General features: G+C 70.3%; 13 protein-coding genes. 8 read left to right on the top strand and 5 right to left on the bottom strand.

All coding sequences use genetic code 11. The features are described 5' to 3' along the window. Nucleotides 1-161: 161 nt before the first annotated feature. The 3 genes from OG520_RS18735 to OG520_RS18725 form a co-directional block, all read right to left on the bottom strand. Entirely contained in the window at nt 162-1,547 is a 1,386-nt protein-coding gene (locus OG520_RS18735; protein ID WP_406013917.1) for a serine/threonine-protein kinase, read from the bottom strand. Continuing rightward, nucleotides 1,516-2,358: a serine/threonine protein kinase gene (locus OG520_RS18730; protein ID WP_406013916.1), complete on the bottom strand. Its 843-nt coding sequence runs from the start codon at nt 2,356-2,358 to the stop codon at nt 1,516-1,518. The genes OG520_RS18735 and OG520_RS18730 overlap by 32 nt, the downstream gene beginning before the upstream one ends. A gap of 530 nt (nt 2,359-2,888) precedes the next feature. Then, on the bottom strand, nt 2,889-3,647 hold the full coding sequence (locus OG520_RS18725) for a DUF4232 domain-containing protein (RefSeq protein WP_406013915.1): 759 nt from the start codon (nt 3,645-3,647) through the stop codon (nt 2,889-2,891). A 517-nt stretch (nt 3,648-4,164) separates the two neighbouring features. Between OG520_RS18725 and OG520_RS18720 the strand changes: the two genes are divergently transcribed. The 7 genes from OG520_RS18720 (at nt 4,165) to OG520_RS18690 (ending at nt 12,360) form a co-directional block, all read left to right on the top strand. Beyond that, nucleotides 4,165-4,542 carry a hypothetical protein gene (locus OG520_RS18720; protein ID WP_406013914.1) on the top strand — a complete coding sequence of 126 codons (378 nt, stop codon included), beginning with the start codon at nt 4,165-4,167 and terminating at the stop codon, nt 4,540-4,542. Then, entirely contained in the window at nt 4,539-6,383 is a 1,845-nt protein-coding gene (locus tag OG520_RS18715) for an alpha/beta hydrolase (RefSeq protein ID WP_406013913.1), read from the top strand. Before OG520_RS18720 ends, OG520_RS18715 begins: the two co-directional genes overlap by 4 nt. An 89-nt stretch (nt 6,384-6,472) precedes the next feature. Further along, on the top strand, nt 6,473-6,967 hold the full coding sequence (locus OG520_RS18710) for a hypothetical protein (protein WP_406013912.1): 495 nt from the start codon (nt 6,473-6,475) through the stop codon (nt 6,965-6,967). A gap of 234 nt (nt 6,968-7,201) precedes the next feature. Further along, complete coding sequence (locus OG520_RS18705; RefSeq protein WP_406013911.1) at nt 7,202-9,550, top strand: alpha/beta hydrolase; 2,349 nt, start codon at nt 7,202-7,204, stop codon at nt 9,548-9,550. Continuing rightward, a complete protein-coding gene (locus tag OG520_RS18700) occupies nt 9,547-10,143 on the top strand; it encodes a hypothetical protein (protein ID WP_266416332.1) in 597 nt (198 codons plus the stop codon). Before OG520_RS18705 ends, OG520_RS18700 begins: the two co-directional genes overlap by 4 nt. 238 nt (nt 10,144-10,381) lie before the next feature. Next, nucleotides 10,382-11,344 carry an NlpC/P60 family protein gene (locus OG520_RS18695; protein ID WP_399334664.1) on the top strand — a complete coding sequence of 321 codons (963 nt, stop codon included), beginning with the start codon at nt 10,382-10,384 and terminating at the stop codon, nt 11,342-11,344. 284 nt (nt 11,345-11,628) lie between these two features. Next, a complete protein-coding gene (locus OG520_RS18690) occupies nt 11,629-12,360 on the top strand; it encodes a phosphatase PAP2 family protein (RefSeq protein WP_406013910.1) in 732 nt (243 codons plus the stop codon). A gap of 105 nt (nt 12,361-12,465) precedes the next feature. Here OG520_RS18690 and OG520_RS18685 read toward each other — a convergent pair whose 3' ends face one another. Together OG520_RS18685 and OG520_RS18680 are read right to left on the bottom strand one after the other, a co-directional pair. Then, on the bottom strand, nt 12,466-14,112 hold the full coding sequence (locus tag OG520_RS18685; RefSeq protein WP_406013909.1) for an FAD-binding oxidoreductase: 1,647 nt from the start codon (nt 14,110-14,112) through the stop codon (nt 12,466-12,468). A gap of 107 nt (nt 14,113-14,219) precedes the next feature. Beyond that, on the bottom strand, nt 14,220-14,408 hold the full coding sequence (locus tag OG520_RS18680; RefSeq protein ID WP_406013908.1) for a hypothetical protein: 189 nt from the start codon (nt 14,406-14,408) through the stop codon (nt 14,220-14,222). A gap of 132 nt (nt 14,409-14,540) precedes the next feature. On the opposite strand from OG520_RS18680, the gene OG520_RS18675 reads away from it, so the two are divergent. Beyond that, the gene (locus OG520_RS18675; protein WP_406013907.1) at nt 14,541-15,452 is read left to right on the top strand and encodes a hypothetical protein; all 912 of its coding nucleotides are present in this window, start codon (nt 14,541-14,543) and stop codon (nt 15,450-15,452) included. Nucleotides 15,453-15,483 lie beyond the last annotated feature (31 nt).

Raw genomic sequence — 15,483 nt, 5'->3', positions numbered from 1 at the left:
GCGCGTCGTTCGGTCGAGCCACGCACCTGACTGCTCCTTCGAGTCGGAATAGCCTTGCGGGGAAAGGGAGTTGATCGGTGATCGGTAACGTAGTCGTCGGGCTGCCGGGCAGGACATCCGGAACGATCCGGAGTGACAGCCCGCGGCGCGAACGCCGACACTCATCGGACAGGCTTGGGCCGCGGGCAGTCGGGAACCCGGGGGTGGTCCGTCGTGCGCACGGCGGGCAGCCAGGCCGAGGAGCGGGTGGCGCCGGCCGGCAGACGGATCCGGTACCACTCGGTGGAGCTCGCGTCCGACTCGTCGATGATCGGTATCCCCTGGGGGAGGCGGCATTCGACGGCGAGGACGTCGCCGTGCCATACCCGTGTCGGTACGACGTTGTCGATGGTGTACGGCTGAAGGGGGTCGATCGCCAGGCCGAGACTGCACTGCGGGTTCCGGTCCGTACGGTCCCTGCAGTCGTCGTCGGCGTTGAACACCCGTAGCCGACCGAGCGGTTCACCTTTCGCGCCCGGTGCGGCGTCGCCGGCGGCGTGCGACCAGACCGTCGCGGCCACCGCGCACACCGCGACGGTCACCAGGATGGCGCGGGTCCCCCGTCGGCGGCGTACCGGGCGCGGCGAAGGCGACCGAGCGGTGATGCGCGCCAGGAGGCTCCCGGCGCTGTGCGCGGCACGGTCGGCGTGGGTGGGGGCCAGGCAGTCGATGGCCAGGGCGCGCCAGAACGGCGGCACCGCACTGTCGATCCGCAGCGGCGCGCGCCCGTCGGCGTACTCCTGTACCGCCGCGCCGCGCGCCACCGGCGTCGCGCCGGGGAACGGCGAGGCGCCGGACGCGAACACCTCGTGGACCATGATGCCCAGGGCCCAGATGTCGGCACTGGGCCGCACCTCCACGCCGTGCTCGCCGAGCGGGGCCTGCCAGCGCTCGGGCGGGAGGTAGTCCAGGGTGCCCATCGGCGGCGCGTACCCGTGGGTGCCGTCGGTGCCGGTCAGCTCGGTGGCGAGCCCGAAGTCCGAGAGCTTGAGCGCACCGTCGGCCATCAGCAGGATGTTCTCCGGCTTGAGATCGCCGTGCACCCAGCCGCTGCCGTGCAGATGGGCCAGGCCCTCACAGATCCCGGCGAACAGCCCGGCGACGTCCGCCTCCACGACCCCGGCGTCGAACACGTCCCGCAGGCTGCGCTCGGCACGCTCCATCACGAGCACGATCGCTCCGTCCAGGAACGCCCGGTCCGGATCGCTGATCACGACGGAGTCCAGCAGGCGGATCAGGCGCGGATGGCCGGCCCGGCGGTCCAGTTCGACCTCTCGCCGGGCGGTCTCCGCGACCTTGCGGGCCTGGCGCGGTGCGAGCCCCGCGGTCGGCAGGAACTTGAGCGCGACCTCGGCCGGCTCCTGTGCCGGATCGGCCGAGCGGCCCGCGTACACCGTTGCCCAGCCGCCGGACGCGATCGGCTCGGTGACCTCCCAGCCGCCGACCCGGTAGCCGCGCGGGAGCAGCTCCGTACGGTCACTTCCCGATGTGTCGCCCCGGCCACGCACCGTCTCCCCCTCCGGTACCCCGCCCGCACCGGGGCGGAAGCAGCGCCAGATGTTCCTCCCGTACGAGTCCGAACCGCAGCGCGATCCCGACGAGGGCCTCCCGCTTGCCATTGCGGCGCGCTCCTCCGGATCCGGCTCCGGCTCCGGAGGGGCGTTCGGGTGGAGTGCTGATCCGCATCTTCTCCTCGGCGAGGTAGTCGATGTGCGAGCTGACCGCGCGGGCCTTCAACTGGCCGCACGCGGCGTGGCTCCTGAGCCGTTCGACGATCTGCGGGGTGGTGGGCACCGCGACCGGCGACTCGTCGCGCAGCCGAGGCTCGCAGAGCGCGACCAGGACCAGGAAGTAGAGGGCCGTCTCGTCCAGCGAGTACGCCATGACGGTGCGGCTGCCCCACTCGCCCGCCATGCCGTCGGGGTCCAGATAGACGTGGTCGGGCGCGAACACCTGGAAGGCGACGGTGGTGCCCCGGCGGGTGGGCAGCACGACCCGGGAGAACTCGAAGGGGATGGGGGCGCCGGCCCGCCGGGGCGGGACCCGCAGATACTCTCCCGCTCCCTCCGGGTTCTCCACCAGGTAGCTCTGGGTCCCGCTGTGGTTGCTGAGCTGCCAGTGGTCGTCGGTCACCCGGATCTCGCCGGCCAGCCGGGAGATGGCCGCGTCGTCGAGGCGCAGTTCGACCGGGGTCGTCGCCGAGCCCCGTCCGAAACGCGCCACTTCCCCCGGGCCGAGCCGCAACGTCACCGGGTCACCGAACGGCACCCCTCCGACGCCACCGCCCACCCGTGGCAGATGGACAACTACGCCGCTCACTGCCCTCACCTCGCCCCCCGTGGCAACGACTCCGACACCCGTCGAACGTTACCCATCCCACGCAGCGGTCCCCGTCCGGATTCTGGTCGTTTTCGGACCGTCCTCAGGTCATCCACCGCGGCGTGGGGCCGCCTCGGGAACGGATGCCGTCGGGGTTCGCGCCAGGCGCCCAGCTTCAGGTTCTCGTGCGGCGAGGTGAGCCCGGGACGGGCGCGGTCGGCGCGGAACCCGGTGTTCGGCAGGGAGTATTCGACCCGGGGCACGGCTTTGCCCGCTTTGGCGAACTGGCTCGATTTAGCGCCTGCGCCGAAGGCCGGCGGTGTCGCCCGGAGTTCCCGCGGCGCGCGATGACGACGACGGCCGCCGCCTGCCGCATGCGCAGCGCCTCGCGGCCGTGAACGTCGTAGGGCCCGGATCACATGTGATCCGGGCCCTCGGTGTCGGGTGCGGGGCGTACGGCCAAGGGGGAGGGGAGATGGTGCGTCCGTGGTGCGTCCCACCGCGTTCGTCGTACGGTCCGGCTCAGCGGGTCAGGACTTGCCCGCCGACTGCATGGAGCGCACCGCGTCGGCGACCGTGCTCCGGTACAGGCCCAGCTTCGGGTCGAGCACCTTGACGTCCGGGCCGAGCGGGAAGTTCTGCGTGTCCGCGTTCGGCATGTGGTCGCCGTCGGCGAGCACGTTCATCTCGTCGATCCAGGTCACGCCGTTCGCACCGCTCGGGTTGAGGTCGATCACCGCGATGGCGGCCGTCTTGGGCTTGACCGGGTACGCGGGAGCGCCGCCCAGGCCACCGGGAACCGCCGGAATGATGTCCTTGCTGTGGTCCGAGGCCTTCGCGGCGCCCAGGCTGACCCGCGGGAAGTAGCTCAGACCGCAGGAGTTCGCGCCGGTGTTGTTGATCTCGATCACGTGCTGGGTGGCCGAACCCTCGCGGGGGTACACGCGCACCGACAGGTCCCCGGCCTTGCACGGGTGCTTGTAGGCGTAGCTGTCGCTGGTGTTGCCGCTTGCCGCGGAGCCGCCCTTGGACGTGCCCGTGTTCGAGGTGCCCGTCTTCGTGGCCCCGGTGTTCTGCGCGGTACCACCGGTCTTCGAGCCGTCCGCGGTCTTCGCGGCGTCGCCGGACTTGGAGGTGTCCGTCGAAGAGGCGACCGTGGCGGCGTCGCCCGCCTTACCGGCGGACTTCGTGCCGGTGTCGTCCCCGCTGCAGGCGGTGAGGGCCAGAGCGAGCGCCGCGGTGACGGCGCCGAGAGCAGCGGTGTGCTTGCGGGTGCGGATGGTACGCATGGAATTCTCCCAGGATGAGCGTGAGACAAGGCCCGGATCCTGCGGCGAACCGCTCTCTCTGACCTCTTGACAACCAAAGCATCCTGTGGATTGCTCACGTTCCGCTGACGCCTCACTGACGTCCTGCTGACGTTCCCGGAATCGGCCTAAGAACCGACCCGTCCCCAGGCTCGGGTTCGGGTTCGGGCTCGGATCTCCGTTCGGATTCGGGTTCCCGTTCGGGCTCGGGTTCGGGCTCCCTGAGGGCGGCACCCCTCCCGAGGGCCGGGCCGCCGCGGTGCTGCACCGTCTCGCCACGGCGGACCCGAGGACGTACGGCGGGGCGGCGGACGCGGGTAGGGCCCGGCACTCGTCCACCGTTCGGGTGATCCGCGCTCGGGGGCACCGCGTTGGGACGCCCGGGAACCGGGGCCCGCTCCGCCCACCGGTGTCCGGATGTGTGGCGTGTCGCCCTCACCGGATTTGGCACAGTGCCGCTCCGCGATCAAGGAACGGAGACGGGGTGGGCGGAGTGGCAGTGACGGGACAGCCGGGCGGCCGTCAGCGGCTGAGCGATCTGGCGGGCGGTGGCGGGGACGTACTGAAGCACAGCGACGGTGCGTGGTTGCGGGCAGCCGGTGGTGCGGAAGGGATGTGTACGCACCTCGGCCCGGTGAAGTCGGAACTGGAGACCGCGCACGAGGGCCTTCTCGCCGGGACCGGCGGACTGACCGCGCTGGCGGAACTGGGTGCCGTACGGGAGTCGTGGACGCGGAGGTTCGAGGCGGCGCGCGGGGAGTGCCGGGCACTGGCCGGGAAACTGCGCGCCGTCGCGCGGGCCCAGGGCGAGACGGACGAGACCGTGAAGTCCGCCTTCGCGCCCGTGGCGTCGGTGGGTCGGGACGGGGCGCGATGACCCTGACCTGGGCGCAGTTACGGGACCTGAAGTGCGGCGAGCTGGAGGGCGCGGCCGACGGGTGGGGCAAGGCGAGCAACCGCGCCGACGCGGGACGGGACCGGATCGAGACGCAGCTGCTCAACGGATTGCGCGACACACAGCACGGGGAGGCGGCGAGGGCGGCGGTCGGGCGGCTGCGGCAGATGAGCCGGAACCTGAGCTACGTCTACACGGAGTGCGGTCTGCTCCGTACGACGCTGAACAGCATGGCGCATGAACTGCGCGCCCAGCAGCGGGCGTTGCGGGAGGCGCTGGACGACGCGGAGAGCCTGAAGCTCACCGTGCACGCGGACGGTTCGGTGACGTACCCGGCGGCGGGCGAGGGCCTGATCGACGGCAAGCCCCTGCCGGGCGGCACGGCGGTGGTCGGGGGCGCGGCGCCCGGACTGCATGCGCCTTCGCCCCTGGTGGCCCCCAACCCGAACGTGGCGAAGGCGCAGGACATCGCGGACCGGGTGGCGAAGGCGGTGCGGACGGCTGCCGAGATCGACTGGCGGTACGCCCGGATCCTGCGGAAGCTGAAGGCCGAGGAGGGCCTGAAGGTCCCGGACTCGACATGGCAGGACACGGCGGGCGACGCGGCAGCGGTACGGGACGCGGCGCGCGGCTACCTGAAGGACGCGATCCCGCGCGACGCGTCACCGGCCGAACGCAAGGCCTGGTGGTCCGGCCTGACGGACGAACAGCGCGAGGAGTACCTCGCGGTGTACCCGGACCAGATCGGCAACTTGGACGGCATTCCGGCCTTGGTGCGGGATGCGGCGAACCGGGACAACATCCAGCTGCTGATGGGCAAGTTGGAGGGGCGGGACGACGCGAAGTCGGAGACACAGCTGGCGGCGTTGCGGGAGATCGATCGGCAGCTGCGGGGAGCCCCTGAGCCGGGGGCGCCACCCATGTACTTGCTGGGGATCAGCGATGAGGGTCTCGGGCGGGCAATTGTCTCGTTCGGAGACCCGGACTCATCGCGCAATGTGGCGGCATACGTTCCAGGGCTTGGCACATCGCTGGACGAGAGCTTCGCGCGCAACGATATTGAGCGAGCTCGAAGCACAGCCATCGGGGCGAGGGGGATGGACCCTTCAAGTGCCTCGATCGTATGGCTCGGCTACGATCCGCCTCAGCTTCCTGCAGAGAAGATCCAGGAAAATTTGGCTGTGATGAGTGATCGAGATGCTCGAATCGGGGCACCGGCCTACAGCAAATTCATGGACGGCCTGAGTGTCACGAATGGAAATCCCGATCCTCACATGACGGCGATCGGTCACTCTTACGGCTCGTTGACGGTAGGTGTCGCTGCTCGGAGTGAGGGTGGCATTCCAGGCGTGGACGACATCGTTTTGTTGGGTAGTCCAGGGACGGGGGCTGAGACTGCCGACGATCTGAAGGTGGGGAAGGGGCACGTGTATGTGGGCTCTGCGGAAAATGATCCCGTCACGAAGCTGCCCAACCATGTCGAGGCGCTGGGGACGGTTGAGGGATTCAAGACAGGGTTCGGCAGCCAGAGCCTTCCGGAGACCGGCGTGGCGGCTGGCGTAGTCGGGGCCGGCATGGGCTACCTGCTCGGAGATGCAGGCACCCGCGAGAGTCAGATCTACTACGGAACTGACCCTGCCCGAGCGGAATTTGGTGCGCAGCGCATCAGGGTTGACGACGGGCCGCGCCCTTTCATTGACGGTGGCCCCGTGGATGCGCACTCCAATTATTTCGACCCTGAGAAAGACGAAGAATCAGCCCGCAACGTTGCGAAAGTTGTTTCTGGGCATGGGGGAAGAGTCTCGACCCAGGAGTATCGGTGAAGTTGTGGGTTCGTTGCGCTGTGGCGGCGGTGTTGATTGGCGGGGTTCCCGGATGCAGGGCTGATCGGGACACGAATGACAGGGGCGGAATGAGCAGGGTGAGCTTGCAGGCTGCTGCAGAGAAGGCGGACGCCATTGTTCTGGCTACGCTTTCGTCGGTGCAGCCAACATTGGATTGGGTGCACGACGTGTCGTCGGAGAGCGGGTGTGATTCGTACACCATCAGCGGTCGGGAGACAGGGGCAGCAACGCGTCGTGCTGCGGTGATGACCATTGTTTCTGAGGCTAGGCGGGGAAGCTTGCTCGGCGTGATCGAGCGAGCTTGGAAGAAGAGCGGGTACACCATCACCAGCGTGGACCGCGACAAAACCATGCCTGCGATCTATGCGCGAAGCTCTGCGGGATTTCGAATGAGCCTGTCCGTAGGCTACAAGGGGCGATTTCACGTCAGCGTGACCACGCCCTGCTTCATCATGACGGAGGTCCGTCCCCCGCAGACCCAGGCCAACGGCCGGACGTTCACGGGGGATCTTGTGCCCGCCCCCAACGTCCACTCGGACTTCTGGTCCGCCGGAGCTCCCTGACGCCCCGTCATCGTCCTCAATGACCCGTAACGGCACGGTCGGTGGGGGAAAGGGGAGGGCCGGGCGGGGGCCCGAACATTGAGTCCGGCATTGGGCCCTGGGGCCCATGCCGGGCCCTGCGTTGTTGTGGTCGCATACGGATACCGGGGGGAACTGTCGCTGCGCCCACTCACAAAGCTGGGGAGACTCGCCGTGTCTGGCATACGAGAACTAGCGGTACCGGGTGGTGCTGACATGAGCACTGCCGAGGTCCCTCCGGGCAGGCAGCCATTGTCACGCCCCTTGCAGGCGGTACTGATTCTCGTCCGATTGCTCTTCGTCCTCACGGTCGTGGGGACGTTCGACGTACTGCTCGTGGCCTCGTCCTTCGATGCGGTGGACGGTCGGCTGTTGGGCATGGTGTTGTACGCCGCGCTGCCCGGCATCATCGGGTTCGGGCTGTCGCTGTACCTGCGCAGCGGTGGCGTCTGGGTCTGGCGCGGGCTCCTGGCCGTGCACGCCTGGCTCACGCTCGGTGCGCTGGCGACGCTGAACGACGCGGACAACGGCCGGGGCGTGACGCAACTGGTGATGCCCGTCGTCGTCCTCGTCCTGCTGTGCCGGCCCCGGTCTCGCGCATGGTTCCGGCTCGCCCCCGAAGAGCGCGTCGAGCACCGGCCGTTCAGCATCGTGCGGATGATCAAGTCGCGTCGCGACAACGGTCAGACCGCGATGGAGTACCTGGGCATGATCCTCGTGGTCGTGGCCCTCATCGGCGGGCTCGTGGCCACGGGGATCGGCGGGCAGGTGTCCGGCCAGCTCCGGAACGCCATCTGCCAGCTGACCGGCAGTGCCTGCCCGCCCCCCGGTGCCGTCGCCGGCGGCGGGAGCAATGGGAACGGCAACGGGAACGGGAACGGCAGCGGTGACGGCACCAGTTCCGGCGCCGGGTCCGAAGGCGCGACCGTGACCGGTGGAACGGGCTCCGGCGGGTCGGACTCGACCCGCGGCAGCGGCTCCGGCGGCAGCGGGGCCGGTGGGGCCGGAGCCTCGGGTGGTTCTGGCGGCTCCGGTGGTGCTGGTGGTTCCGATGGCACCGGCGGGGCCGGTGGTTCGGATGGAACCGGCGGTTCTTCTACAGAGGTCAACGCGGGTAGACAAACTCCGGTCCCGGGCACCAAGGGCGGCTCGGACGGCAACTTCCTCACCGGCATCGTGGGCGACGACGGGCTGCTGGGCGACGTCACCGGGGCCATCGACACGATCGCGCACCCCGGCGACACCGCCAAGGGCGTCGTCGACCAGTACGCACAGGTCGCGAACAAGGCGGGCGGCAAGTGGGACAAGGGCCAGTACGTGGCCGCTGCCTGGGACGTGGCCAAGGGTTCCGGCGGGGGCGGCGGCGCGCTCACCGGGCTGCCCGGGTCCGGTACGCGCGTCGAGTCGGCGGTGCGGGACGGGGAGCGGCAGTACCTCAACGACCGCATCCCGCGCGGCTCCAGCGCGGCCGGCCGCGAGGCCTGGTGGAAGGGGCTGACGCAGCAGCAGCGCGATCGGTACCTGGAGCTCTCCCCGGACCAGATCGGCGGCCTCGACGGGATTCCGGTGGCGGACCGGGACACGGCCAACCGCCGGAACCTGCCGGATCTGATCTCGAAGCTGGAGGGCCAGAGCGACAAGGCGTCGAAGGAGAAGCTGGCCGGGCTGCGGGAGATCGACCGGCAGCTGAAGGAGGGCAGTCAGCCCCCGATGTACCTCATCGGTATCAGCGACGAGGGCAACGGGCGGGCGATCGTCTCGTACGGGAACCCCGACACCTCGAAGAACGTGTCGGCCTACGTGCCGGGACTGAACACCTCCCTCGACGAGGAATTCGCGAAGAACGACCTCAAGCGCGCCCGTGACACGGCGATCGGCGCCCAGGGCTACGACCCGTCGAGCGCGGCGATCGTCTGGCTCGGATACGACGCACCGCAGACGCCGGACGGGCTGTCGAGCCTGGCGGTCGCGGGCACCGGCCGGGCGGAGAAGGGCGGCGTGGCGTACAACGACTTCATGAGCGGCATCTCGGCCACCAACCAGAACAAGGACCCGCACATCACGGCCATCGGGCACTCCTACGGTTCCCGCACCGTCGGCGCCGCGGCCAAGCACCTCGGCGGGATTCCGGGGGTGGACGACATCATCCTGGTCGGCAGCCCCGGGGTGGGCGTGGACCGGGCCGTGGACCTCGGAGTCGGTGCCGGACACGTCTTCGTCGGCGCCGCGGCCAACGACCCGGTGACCAAGCTCCCGTCCAAGACGCAGGTCGTCGTGGGTGGGATCGGGATGATCCTGGGCGGTCCGGCCGGTGCGTACGCCGCAGGGGACCTGGCCGACCCGGGCGACGACGACCTCTGGTTCGGCAAGGACCCGGCGAGCAAGGCCTTCGGTGCCAGGCGGTTCCCGGTGGCCCCCGGCCAGCCGCTGATCAGCGGTGACGGTCTGAGCTTCGATGCACACTCGAACTACTTCAACCCGGTACGGGACGCCATGTCCGCCGACAGCATCGCTCTTATCGTGTCGGGACACTCCGACCGGCTCAAGATGGAGGAACAGCGATGAGTCGAAGGTTCCAGATCATTGCGGTGGCTCTGGCTGTCGGCTTCACGTTGTCCGCCTGCGGCAGCGAGAATGCGCAGTCGGGTGCGAACACGAGCACCACGGCCACCAAGAGCACCACGGGCACCAAGGGGAGCAGCATGGACATGCAGGAGGCTGCCGACCGGGCCGACAGCATGCTCGACGCCGTGCTGAAGGAGATCGACCCCGAGGTGCAGTGGGCCCACGGCCCGACGACCAAGGGCAGTTGTGATGTGACGCGCAGGCGCACCGTCATGACCATCGTGTCCGCGGACCGCAGGCAGAGCTTCCTGGACCAGGTCGAGAAGTTCTGGCGCACGAGCGACTACCGCATCAAGGCGAAGAACAACGACACGGAGTTCCCGGCGGTCTACGCGGTGACGAAGGACGGATTCGGCATCAGCGTGAGCGTTCGCGCCAAGGGGCAGGCCTTCTTCGAGGCGGACAGCCCCTGCGTGAAGGAGTCGAAGGTCGCCGACTCCGAGTCCAAGCCGAACGGGCCGGCCTACAAGGGCGTCTATCCGCTCCCGAGCCCCAATGTGCGCTCCGACCACTGGTCCGCCGGAGCATCCTGACGGACACTCGGTGCACCGGCCGATCCGGCCGGTGCACCCCGTGCGCCGGGCCGGGTGTCCGGTGCGCCGGACCGGTGATCCCGTGCGCCGGAATGACCGGTCGGTGCCCCCGATGACCCTCGATGACTCGCATGACTCGTACACACCGTCGAAAACGGCCATGAACGCGTCCTTGATGGGGGATGGTTGAGGGGTGCGGAAATTCTGGGTGGTCGGTGGCATCGGTGTCGGCATGGCCATGTGCTTCGTGGCGCTGCTCGTCGTCGGTACGTACTCCGCCGCCGCCGGACTCGCCGGGTCCGGCGGCGGCGCCGTTGCGCTGGCCAAGGGGGCCGTGCCCGCGAAGTACCAGCCGCTGGTGCAGAAGTGGGGCAACCTCTGCCCCGCCATCAACCCGGCTCTGCTGGCCGCCCAGCTGTACCAGGAGAGCGGCTGGAACCCCCGGGCCGAGAGTCCCGCCGCCGCGCAGGGCATCGCCCAGTTCATCCCGGGCACCTGGGCCGGACACGGGATCGACGGGGACAAGGACGGCGACCGGGACGTATGGGATCCGGCCGACGCGATTCCGTCCGCCGCCTCCTACGACTGCGAACTGGCCGGCTATGTGAAGAAGGTGCCGGGGGATCAGACGGACAACATGCTGGCCGCGTACAACGCCGGCGCGTACCGGGTGATCCGGTCCGGTGGGGTTCCGGACATTTCGGAGACGCAGAACTACGTCACCATCATCCGCTCCCTGGAGAAGAGCTTCGCCAGGCCCGTCGGCCGCGTACAGCCCTCGGAGCAGGCGGCCGGGGCGATCTACTTCGCGCAGAAGAAGCTCGGTACGCCGTATCTCTGGGGCGGCAACGGCACGCCCGAGCAGAACGGGCGGTTCGACTGCTCGGGGCTGACCCAGGCCGCGTACCGGACCGTGGACATCGAGCTGCCCCGGGTGGCGAACGATCAGTACAACGCCGGGCCGCACCCCTCCCGGGACGAGCTGCTCCCGGGCGATCTGGTGTTCTTCTCGAACGACCTGGGCAACTCGCGGGCCATCCATCACGTGGGGATCTACGTCGGCGGCGGGTACATGATCAACGCTCCGTACACCGGGGCCGTGATCCGGTTCGACAAGATCGACGCGCCCGACTACTTCGGCGCGACGCGCGTGACCAAGGACGGCGCGGCGGCCCTTCCGACGGCCCTGCCGACGGCATGACGCGGTGGCGGCGGTGGCCGGAACTCTCCGTGAAGCCTGGGCCCTGAGCTGCGACGATGAGTCACTCTTCGATAACGTCATGGTGATCATTCGGTGGAGAGTGGAACGCACACACACGGGACGTCGTTCCCTGGGTGGACCGGAACGACGGCGCATCGACCATGCGGCGCGGCACCGACTTACGCAGTAGTGATCCACGCAGTGATCGAACCGACACGGGGGTTCGTCAAAGCGGTGCACACCGGTGTGCCCGCGGCAGCAGACAAGGCAAGGGGCCGCAGCAGATGGCTGGACTCGCACTGGATGGGTCGAACCCCGACGTCAGCCTGCTCTACGACATCAACGGACTCGCGAAGTCCGCTCCCACCTGGTTCGACCGGGTCATGGAGTTCGTCGGTGAGTACGGGATCATGCTCGGCATGGTCCTGGTGGTCCTGTGGTGCTGGTGGAGCGTGCGCCGGCACGGCACGGCCGACCACTCGGTGACGGCGGTCTCCGGGCTGGTCTGGGCACCGCTCGCCGCCGGGATCGCGCTCCTGATCAACATCCCGATCCGCGGATTCGTGCACCGGCCCCGCCCGTTCAAGGACCACCAGGGGCTGGACGTCCTGGTGGCGGGGAAGAACGACTTCTCCTTCGTGAGCGACCACGCCACGATGGCGATGGCACTGGCCGTCGGGATCTTCGTGGCCAACCGGAAGTTCGGCATCGCCGCTATTGCCCTCGCCCTCGTGGAGGGCTTCTGCCGGATCTACATGGGTGTCCACTACCCGACCGACGTCATCGGCGGATTCGCGCTCGGCACGGCGATCGCCCTGCTGCTCGCCCCGCTGGCGATGATGCTGCTGACCCCGTTGACGGCGGCCGTCTCGCGTTCGGACCGGTTCGGCCGACTCGTACGGTCGCGCCGACCGGAGCCGGTGACCGCGGCCGGGAGCCGGGCCGGGGCGTTCGGAATCCCCGAGCCGCGTCCGGGCACGGGCGGCGGCGACGGCGAGAAGGACCTGGCCGCGTAGGACCCGGCCGCGCGGGTGCGGGGCGGCGCGTCTGGCCCGCGCCCCCCGATCGCACGGCACCCGCGCCTCCCCGATCGCGCCTCGCCCCCGCCCCGCGACCGCCCGTCAGAGCGACTGCGGGAAGGCGAAGAGGCGCTCCGGGTCGTACTGCTTCTTCAGGTCGGTGAGGCGGTCGGCCGCCGAGCCGTAGTAGGCCCGGCGCCAGTCGGTCAGTGCCGGGTCGGTGTAGTTCTGGTACGCCGCTCCGGAAGCGTGCCGGCGCATCGCCGCATGAGTGTTTTTCAGCCAGTCCTGTTGGGCGCCGCCCGCCGTGCCGGGGTTCCAGGAACCGATGTACTGGGCGAGCACACGGGAGCCGCGGTGGACGAAGGCCGTCGACTGCGGGGAGACCCGGTTGATCGCCCCGCCGAGCGCCGTGAGTGCGATGGAGCCGCCACCGCCGCCCTGCGTCACCGGGATCCGGGTGAAGGCCTCGGTCCGGTCGAGCAGGGCCTGCACGCCCGCCGGGGACAGGGAGCGGTCGTAGAAGTCGGACGCCGCGGCGTACGTCTCGCGCTGGAGCGTGCCCTCGGTGGTGCGGCCGGGCGTCGTCCCCGGCAGATGGCACTGCGCGTCGGTGATGCCCGAGCAGCCCGCGTACACGAGCATCGACTCCTGGTAACTGCGGCGGCGCAGCGAGACGGAGGAGGCCGGGGCGCCGATCCGGTCGGCGAGGCGGTCGACGGCGTTCTGCAGGTCGCCGTACGTACCCAGGCTGAACGCGGCGACCGAAACGGTCGGGTTGCCGCCCCCGGGGCCGGCGGCGAGGTGTGCGGAGGACCAGATCTCGTCGGGCTGGGACGGGCCCCACTCCTGCCAGGCCGAGACGACGGACCGGGCGCGTGACCACGGCCACGACATGTACGCGGTGACGGTCTGCGGGGCCGGGCGGGTGCGGAACGTCAGCTCGGTGACCACGCCGAAGTTGCCGTTGCCCGCACCGCGCAGCGCCCAGAAGAGGTCGGGGTGGCGCTTGGCGTCCACGGTGAGGGTCTTGCCGTCGGCCGTGACGATGGTCGCCGCGGTCAGGCTGTCGCAGGTCAGGCCGTACGCGCGGGAGGCGACGCCGTGGCCGCCGCCGAGGGTGAGGCCGGAGATGCCGACGGTGGGGCAGGAGCCGCCGGGGATCGTCAGGCCGCTGCGGGCGAGGCCCTGGTAGACGTCGATGAGTTTGGCGCCCGCGCCGATCGTGCCGTTCGCCCCGACGCGGGACAGTGACGAGACGTCAAGGACGAGACGGCCGTTTCCGCTCGACCAGCCCGCGTACGAGTGTCCGCCGCTGCGGATGGACACCGGGGTGGCCGTGCGGCGGGCGAAGGACAGGCATTCGCGGATGTCCGCCTCGTGCCGGACGTAGGCGACCGCTGCGGGTTTCAGTCCGTCGAAGCGGGTGTTGTAGAGCTGATGGGCGGTCGGATAGGAGGCGTCCTGGGGTCGTACGACGCTGCCGTCGAGGCTCTTGGCCAGGGCCGACCAGTCCGCCGGCCCGGCGGGGGAGGGCTTCGGCGAGGCCGATGACGCCGGTGATGCGGGATAGGTTCCCGTGCTTCCGGTGCCCGCCGTGCCCCCTGTGGCCTTTGCGCCCCCCGTGCTTCCCGAGGTGCCGGAAGCACCTGAAGTGCCGCTGCAGGCGGTGGTGGTGACGCCGGTGAGTGCTGCCGCGGCGCCCGCGGTGAGCAGGGTGCGCCGGGCGGGCAGGGGTGGCAGGTTCATCGGATCTCCGAGTCTTGGCGCTCAAGGGCCGGACGGTGGGGGCGGAGGCCGGGTGCGGGGGGATCAGCCGGAGAAGTCGGGGACGGCGGACGTACCGGGGGGAGGGGTCAGGGAGCCGCGCGGTGCTCCGCGGCGTCCGTACGCGCCCGGTCTCTGGAGCGGCGGGCCGGTCCGAACCACCCACAGGCACAGCGCGCGGTACAGAAGGAGCCGCGTTCCACGGTCGTGGGTTCGTGCCCGGCGGACACGGGGGCGGAGGCGGCTGGCGGGACCTCGTCGGGGCGTTGGTCATACACCCGTCCACGGTACTGGGCACGGCCACCCGGCGGTGTGGCCGACGGGGGCGGCGTGACGGGGGACACGGGGCGTCGTTATCCGGACGGATGGGCCTCTCGGGCAGGCGTTACGGCGTTGGGGGTTGGCAGGCGATGGTGGTGCGGCAGCACAGGTCCGGAGGCGGGGCGCGCGCTGTCTGCGCCCTTGCCGTGGTGGGCGTGATGGCGGCGACCGCCGGATGTTCGGGCAGCGGTGGCGGCGGTGACCGGGCCGTGGCCGACGAGCGGGGCGGGGCCGACGCCCTCGACACGGTCCACCGCGCGGCCGCGGTGCTGGCGGGGACGGTGAGCGGGACCGGAACGGTGGCGGTGGCCGGGGCCGCCCCCGCTCCCGGGGACACCGCCGGGACCGCCGAGGTGCGTACGTCGATGGAGACCGCGGCCGGCGGGACGCGGGTGACCATCAAGGGCCGGGGCGCGTACGACTTCCGCAGCCGGAAGGGCCGGCTCACGGTCGTGCTGCCCAAGGACGCCGCCGGTGAGGAGGAGCACCGTCCCATCACCGAACTGCTGGCCCCCGGCGCGCTCTACATGATGAACCGCGGTGCCGGAGTGCCCGCGGACAAATGGGTCAGGGTCGACACGACGACCCTGGAGGACGGCAATCTCGTCACCGGCGGGGTGACCGATCCGATGGCAGCCGCCGAACTGCTGCGCGGGGCGCGGCAGGTGACGTACGTGGGGAAGACCGTGCTCGCCGGGGTCCCCGTGCGGCACTACCGGGGGACGGCGGACATCGGGCTGGCCGCTCGCGAGGCCGCGCCGGGATCGGGCGGGGCGCTGGCGGCGGCAGCGAAAGGGTTCAGCACGGACACGGTGCCGTTCGACGCGTACCTCGACGAGCGGGGGCGGCTGCGCAAGGTGCGCCACCGGTTCAGCTTCGCCAACGAGGGGCCGTCGGTGGAGGTGGTGTCGACCACATTGCTGTTCGGCTTCGGGGTGCCGGTCTCCGTACGGCTTCCGGAGGGCCGCGACATCTATACGGGGCAGATCCGACAGCGATAGCCGAGGGGCGGACGGGTGCGGGCGGAGGCAT

Source organism: Streptomyces sp. NBC_00984 (genome assembly GCF_045162475.1).
In the GTDB taxonomy this organism is placed as follows: Bacteria; Actinomycetota; Actinomycetes; order Streptomycetales; family Streptomycetaceae; genus Streptomyces.
This window is presented reverse-complemented; position numbering and strand designations above follow the sequence as displayed.

Excerpts from the sequence above, each read along its gene's own strand:
- OG520_RS18715 (WP_406013913.1), top strand. The coding sequence starts at position 4,539 with ATGACCCTGACCTGGGCGCAGTTACGGGACCTGAAGTGCGGCGAGCTG.
- OG520_RS18705 (WP_406013911.1), top strand. The coding sequence starts at position 7,202 with ATGAGCACTGCCGAGGTCCCTCCGGGCAGGCAGCCATTGTCACGCCCC.
- OG520_RS18710 (WP_406013912.1), top strand. The coding sequence starts at position 6,473 with ATGAGCAGGGTGAGCTTGCAGGCTGCTGCAGAGAAGGCGGACGCCATT.
- OG520_RS18690 (WP_406013910.1), top strand. The coding sequence starts at position 11,629 with ATGGCTGGACTCGCACTGGATGGGTCGAACCCCGACGTCAGCCTGCTC.
- OG520_RS18685 (WP_406013909.1), bottom strand. The coding sequence starts at position 14,112 with ATGAACCTGCCACCCCTGCCCGCCCGGCGCACCCTGCTCACCGCGGGC.
- OG520_RS18675 (WP_406013907.1), top strand. The coding sequence starts at position 14,541 with ATGGTGGTGCGGCAGCACAGGTCCGGAGGCGGGGCGCGCGCTGTCTGC.
- OG520_RS18700 (WP_266416332.1), top strand. The coding sequence starts at position 9,547 with ATGAGTCGAAGGTTCCAGATCATTGCGGTGGCTCTGGCTGTCGGCTTC.
- OG520_RS18725 (WP_406013915.1), bottom strand. The coding sequence starts at position 3,647 with ATGCGTACCATCCGCACCCGCAAGCACACCGCTGCTCTCGGCGCCGTC.
- OG520_RS18695 (WP_399334664.1), top strand. The coding sequence starts at position 10,382 with ATGTGCTTCGTGGCGCTGCTCGTCGTCGGTACGTACTCCGCCGCCGCC.